The 6,247-nt window shown below is 69.6% G+C and carries 6 protein-coding genes; 3 read left to right on the forward strand and 3 right to left on the reverse strand.

The genetic code is table 11. The annotated features are described in order from the left end of the window. Positions 1–143: 143 nt before the first annotated feature. Positions 144–422 carry an accessory factor UbiK family protein gene (locus MFF30_RS05300; protein WP_238277507.1) on the reverse strand — a complete coding sequence of 93 codons (279 nt, stop codon included), beginning with the start codon at positions 420–422 and terminating at the stop codon, positions 144–146. Between the two features lie 288 nt (positions 423–710). Between MFF30_RS05300 and MFF30_RS05305 the strand changes: the two genes are divergently transcribed. Continuing rightward, on the forward strand, positions 711–1,451 hold the full coding sequence (locus MFF30_RS05305) for a response regulator (RefSeq protein WP_373320843.1): 741 nt from the start codon (positions 711–713) through the stop codon (positions 1,449–1,451). Beyond that, entirely contained in the window at positions 1,448–2,872 is a 1,425-nt protein-coding gene (locus MFF30_RS05310; RefSeq protein ID WP_238277482.1) for an ATP-binding protein, read from the forward strand. Before MFF30_RS05305 ends, MFF30_RS05310 begins: the two co-directional genes overlap by 4 nt. 24 nt (positions 2,873–2,896) lie before the next feature. Here MFF30_RS05310 and MFF30_RS05315 read toward each other — a convergent pair whose 3' ends face one another. Beyond that, positions 2,897–3,553, reverse strand: coding sequence for a glutathione S-transferase family protein (locus MFF30_RS05315; protein ID WP_238277484.1), 657 nt, complete (start codon positions 3,551–3,553; stop codon positions 2,897–2,899). Positions 3,554–3,958: 405 nt separating this feature from the next. Here MFF30_RS05315 and MFF30_RS05320 point away from each other — a divergent pair, with 405 nt between their 5' ends. Further along, positions 3,959–5,173 (forward strand): polyhydroxyalkanoate depolymerase, encoded by a 1,215-nt coding sequence (locus MFF30_RS05320; RefSeq protein WP_238277486.1) that lies wholly within the window; start codon positions 3,959–3,961, stop codon positions 5,171–5,173. Between the two features lie 80 nt (positions 5,174–5,253). Here the strand turns inward: MFF30_RS05320 and MFF30_RS05325 are convergent. After that, the coding region (locus MFF30_RS05325; protein ID WP_238277496.1) for an ABC transporter ATP-binding protein at positions 5,254–6,247 on the reverse strand (994 nt) is incomplete at its 5' end.

Raw genomic sequence — 6,247 nt, forward strand, 5'->3', positions numbered from 1 at the left:
ACCGCGCCGGACTCCTGTTTCAAAGCGGGTCGGTGAGCCGGTGAACAGGAAAGCGACCGTCCACCGTTCCTTCCTGTGCACAAGCGCGGCGGCCTTGGAGCCCCGCGAATCGGCCAGGGAATCGGCCAGAAAAGGGGCCCGGATCAGACCGCTTCGCTCGCGCCCGCCTGCGCGTCCGCGCCGAGCTTGGCCTCGAGCGCCGTGACCCGGGCTGCCAGGGTGTCGTTCTGGGTGCGGAGCGCCGAGACGAGGTCGCGCAGCACGTCGAGCTCCTCGCGGGAGGCGATGTCCATGTCGCGGATCAGGCGCTCGACCTGGGCCTTGAACACCGTCTCGGCCTCGCGGCGCACGCCCTGGGCGGCCCCGGCGGCGTCGGTCATCAGGCGGGCGAAATCGTCGAACAGCCGGTTCGAACCATGCATCTTGGAGCCTTCCATCGTCGTCTCCCGAAGGAATTCGGCCGCCATCCGTGACGGTCACGAGACCGGCGCCATCGCACCGACATAAGAATCGGCGCGTCCCCCGGCAATCCGTGCCGGCGGATTGCCGGGGCCGGGCTCGTGTGTTTCGGGCCGTTTCCGATGCGGCGCGCTCGAAACAGCCGTTTACAAATCGTTGCGGGAGCGGCCCTTCGCCCCGGGGTCGGGAGGGCGCATAATCGTCCGTCGACCAATCCGCGCCGGGGTTTCCCGGATGCGCGAGGAGCCGCGATGCTCGGGACCATGCCGCAGACGAGTACGACCCACCCCCATATCCTACTCGTCGAGGACGACCGCGAGATCAGCGCCCTCGTGGCGCGCTACCTGCGGGCGAACGAGTGCCGCGTCAGCCTCGCGGGGGACGGCGTCGCCATGGACCGGATCCTGGCCGATGCTCGGGTCGATCTCGTCGTGCTCGACCTGATGCTTCCCGGCGAGGACGGCCTCAGCCTCTGCCGGCGCCTGCGCGCCGCCTCCCGCATCCCGATCCTCATGCTCACCGCCAAGGCGGAGGAGATCGACCGGATCATCGGCCTGGAGATCGGAGCCGACGATTACCTCGGGAAGCCGTTCAACCCGCGCGAACTCCTGGCCCGTATCCGCGCCATCCTGCGGCGGGGTTCGGGCACGGAGGCGGAGGCAGAGGAGGGCGTGCGCCGCCTGCACTTCCTCGGTTGGACCCTCGACGTGTCCCTGCGCCAGCTCCTCAGCCCGGAGGCGGCGCGCATCGCCATCACGGGGGCCGAATTCGACCTGCTGCACGCCCTCTGCCTCAGGCCCGGCCGGGTGCTCTCCCGCGACCAGCTCCTCGACCTGACGCAGGGGCGGGCCGCCGGGCCGTTCGAGCGCAGTATCGACGTCCTGATCAGCCGCATCCGCCAGAAGATCGAGCAGGACCCGCGCAACCCCGAGATCATCCGCACCATCCGGTCCGGCGGCTACCTGTTCACGCCCGAGGTCTCCCGCGCATGAGGGCCCGCTGGAACCGCCTGCGCGCCCTCGGTCCGTCGAGCGTCGCCGGGCAGATCGCCCTCCTCATCGTGGCGGCGGTCGTGGTGGCCCACGCGCTCGCCACCCTCGCGTTCTTCACCCTGCGCGAGCCCTGGCGGCCCGACGACCATCCCGGCGTCGCCGCCACGCGCATCGCCACCGTCACGCGCCTCCTCGACGGCGCCAGTCCGGCCGACCGGCCCGCCCTGCTGGCCAATGCGGCGCGGATGCTGCCGACCCTTCGCCTGGAAGCGTGGGACGGCAAGCCCGCCGACACCGCGGCGCCGGAGGCCGGGGATCGCATCTCCGACCATCCGATGGTCCAGCGCCTGCGCGACGGTTTCGCCCGGCCCCTGGCGATCACCGACCTCAGGGGGGGATCGCGCACGGCGGAGGCGCCCGTCGGTGTCAAGGTCGGGATCGAGACGCCCGGCGGCGCGCGGCTCTCGGCCCTGGTGCCGGACGACGACAGGCCCCCGATGCGGCAGGGCGCCATCATCTTCACCTTCGTGTTCCTGGCCGTCGTCGTATCGGTGATCTCCCTTTACGCGACCCGGGCGCTCACGGCGCCGCTGGCCCGGCTGGCCGAGGCCGCCGACGTGTTCGGTACCCGCATGAACCTCGTCGACCTGCCCGAGAACGGCCCGCGTGAGGTCGTCGCGGTGTCGCGGGCCCTCGACCGGATGCGCGCCCGCGTGCGCCGCCTCATCGACGACCGCACCCAGATGCTGGCCGCCATCAGCCACGACCTGCGCACCCCGATCACCCGCCTGCGTCTGCGGGCGGAGTTCATCGAGGACGAGCATGCCCGGTCGATGACCCTGCGCGACCTCGACCAGATGAACGGCCTCGTGGAAGCGGCCCTGTCCTTCGTGCGCGACGGGCAGGCCCCCGAGGGAGGCGTCAAGACCCTGGTCGACCTCGCCTCCGTCGTGCAGACGGTGGCCGACGAGTTCGCCGATATCGGCGCCGACGTCCGGGTGGCGGAAACGCGCCACGTGCTGGTTCAGGCACGTCCGGACGAGTTGCAGCGGGCGATCGTCAACCTCGTGGACAACGCCGTGAAGTACGGCGGCGGCGCCCGCCTCTCGGTGACCCAGACGGAACGCGGCGTCGCCGTCGAGGTCAGCGACGACGGACCCGGCATTCCGGAGGGGGAGCGCGACGCCATGCTCCAGCCCTTCGTGCGCGGGGACCGGGCGCGCAACCTCGATACAGCGAGCGGCTTCGGCCTCGGCCTGTCGATCGTGCTCGCCATCGTGGAATCGCACGAGGGCCGGCTCACCCTGCGCAACCGCACGCCACGGGGCCTGAGCGCGCGGATCGAAATGCCGCGCGCCGCAGCCGTGGCGGGCGCCCCGGCGAGCCCCGCCGTCGACCCGGGCACCCGCGCCGCCGCCTGACCGTCGAGCCCCCGGCAGCGCGGATCAGAACTCCATGTCGAGTTCCTCGATCTCGTCGGGTTCGCGACGGGCCTCGGCCGCCCATTCCTCCATCAGCGGCCAGGCCAGGATGGTGTCGCGGTAGAGGGCGGTCTTGCGCGAGAGCGCGACATCGTAGGTGCGGAAGCGCGTGCAGACGGGCGCGTACATCGCGTCGGCGAGGCTCGGCGTCTCGCCGAACAGGAAGGGGCCGTCGTAGCGCGACAAGCACTCGTCCACGATGGTGATGACCCGCTCGATGTCGCCCCGCGCGCCGTTGAAGATCTTGAAGTTGGTGTGGCGCGCCTTGAGGTTCATCGGCAGGGCCGAGCGCAGGTTGATGAAGCCGCCATGCATCTCCCCCGCGATCGAGCGGCAATGGGCGCGGGCGACGGCGTTGCGGGGCAGGAACCCGGCCTCCGGCCGGATCTCGTTGAGGTACTGCGCGATCGCCAGGGTATCCCAGACGATGATCTCGCCGTGGACGAGGCGGGGCACGAGGAAGGAGGGCGAAAGGTGCAGCAGCTCCGCCCGGGTGGAGGCGTCGTTGCCGGAGAGCAGCTCGGTCTCGAAGTCGAGGCCCGCCATCCGGCAGACCAGCCAGCCGCGCAGCGACCAGGACGAATAGTTTCGGCTGGAGATGGTCAGTGTCGCCGCAGGCATGGTCCCCCCTGATGGTCTTCACATTCGAGCGATCGAGGCCTGCTCGCGCGGCCAGATCGCGATCCAAGACTCATGCCGCGCCGACTCATGCCACGCGCGAGCCTGCAAAATGATTCCGGTGCTCGGTAATCCGCATCGCGGCCCCAAGGGATCTTTTCTCAGGCGCGGCGGGTTGAACAGTCCCTTCCGCGCTCGGGAACTCCGGATCCCGCGCGTCATCCGGCCGACGGTGTGTTCCTGTCCTTGTGATGTATCCGCACAACAGCCGCAGGATATCACTTGTTAGGCCCGTTGCGTCAGGCGCCGCCCTGCCGCAGCGTAGCGCCCCGTCGTCGGCCCAGCCGGCGCACCCGTCCGTCGCGGACGTTTTTCTGGTTCGACCGTTCGCGTAGGAGTTCGGGCTGCATGCTCTATCGTGCTTTCGATGCCCAGTCGGATCTGGCTGCCCAGACCCGAGCCTGGGGACGTCTCGTCCATGACGCGGTCTCGCCCTGGACTGCCGCCGGCTACCGGGAGCCGCTGAACTGGTGGTCGGCCGGCGCCCGGATGATGATGCGTGCGGGCCTCACCTTCGCGCGTCCGGCCTACGGCATCGACAGCGTCACGGTGGGGAACCGCGAGGTGCCGGTGACCGAGGAGGCGGCTTTCGCCACGCCGTTCGGCACCCTGCTGCGCTTCAAGAAGGACGTCGACACCGTGCAGCCGCGCGTCCTCGTGGTCGCGCCCCTCTCGGGCCACTTCGCGACCCTGCTGCGCGGTACGGTGCGCACGCTGCTGCCCGACCACGACGTCTACATCACCGACTGGCACAACGCCCGCGACGTGCCCTTGAGCGCCGGGCCGTTCGGGTTCGACGACTATGTCGACCACCTCGTGCAGTTCCTCGGCGTGATCGGGGAGGGCGCGCATCTCGTCGCCGTGTGCCAGCCGGCCGTGCAGGCTCTCGCCGCCGCGGCCGTCATGGCGCATTCCAAGGACGCGGCCCACCCGCGCAGCATGACGCTGATGGCCGGCCCGGTGGATTGCCGGATCTCGCCGACCTCGGTGAACCACCTCGCCACCTCGAAGCCGATCGCCTGGTTCGAGAAGAACCTGATCGCCACCGTGCCGGACCGCCACAAGGGCGCAGGGCGGCGGGTCTATCCGGGCTTCATGCAAGTTTCGGCCTTCGTCTCCATGAACGCCAAGCGGCATATGCAGGGCCATGCCGACCTGTTCTGGCACCTCGCCAATGGCGAGACCGAGAAGGCGCAGCAGATCGAGGGCTTCTACGACGAGTACTTCGCCGTCCTCGACCTCGCGGCGGAATTCTACATCGAGACGGTCAAGACCGTGTTCCAGGACTACACCCTGGCCAAGAACGAGCTGACCTACCGGGGCAATCCCATCGACATGGGGGCCATTCGCAAGACCGCGCTGATGACTGTCGAGGGCGAGCGGGACGACATCTGCGCGGTGGGCCAGACCATGGCGGCGCATGACCTCTGCACGAGCCTGCCCCATCACATGAAGAGCCACCACCTCCAGGCCGGTGTCGGCCATTACGGGGTCTTCTCGGGCCGCAAGTGGGAGAGCCAGACCTACCCGCTGGTGCGCAACTTCATCCAGTCGCACAACTGAAGCGGCGCTCGGATCTCGGGCTACCCCGAGATCCGCCAGGTCAAGGGCAGGCCCCTCCGGGCCGCGACGTGCTCGGCGCGTCAGGCCGCCGCGAGCGCCATCGACATGGATTCCTTCTTCATCAGCTCGCGGTAGAAGCCGTCGAGATGGGTCAGCTTGTCCGGCGAGCCGTCCTGGATGATCAGGCCGCCCTCCAGCACCACGATCCGGTCGAAATCCTTCAGGGTCGAGAGCCGGTGCGCGATGGCGATCACGGTGCGGCCCTTCATCAGGTTGGCCAGCGCGTGGCGGATCGCCTCCTCGGACTCGGCGTCGAGGGCCGAGGTCGCCTCGTCGAGGAGCAGGATCGGCGAATCCTTTAGGATGGCCCGCGCGATGGCGATGCGCTGGCGCTGACCGCCGGAGAGCTTCACGCCACGGTCGCCCACGATCGTGTCGAAACCTTCCGGCAGAGCCTCGATGAAGTCGGTGCAATGGGCCGCCGCGGCCGCCTTCCAGACGTCCTCATCCGAGGCGTCGGGTCGGCCGTAGCGGATGTTCTCCCGCAGGGTGCGGTGGAACATCGAGACGTCCTGCGGCACCACCGTGATGGCCTCGCGCAGGGATTCCTGCGTCACCCGCTGGATGTCCTGGCCGTTGATCAGGATGCGGCCGCCCTGCGCGTCGTAGAAGCGCTGCAGCAGGGAGAACAGGGTCGACTTGCCGCCTCCCGACTTGCCCACGAGGCCGACGCGCTGGCCGGGCTGGATGACGAGGTCGAAATCCGTGAAGACGCCGCGCCCGTCCGGGTAGGCGAAGGCGACGTGGTCGAAGGTGATCTCGGCGCCCGTGCTGCCGGAGAGGGGCTCTGCCTCCGGGTGGTCGATGAGATCGTGCGGTTGCAGCAGGGTGTGCAGCGCCTCCGAGAGGCGGGCGGTGTGCTGGGTCGCGTCGACCAGCGCCACGGCGAGATCGCGGGTCGCGGCGAGGATGCGGATGCCCAAGGTGCAGACCAGCACCACCTGGCCGTTGGTGGCCTGTCCGGCCTCCCACATGGTGATGGCCCAGTAGAGCAGGCCGAGCACCGCCAGCACC

Source organism: Methylobacterium goesingense (assembly GCF_022179225.1).
Taxonomy (GTDB): Bacteria; Pseudomonadota; Alphaproteobacteria; order Rhizobiales; family Beijerinckiaceae; genus Methylobacterium; species Methylobacterium goesingense.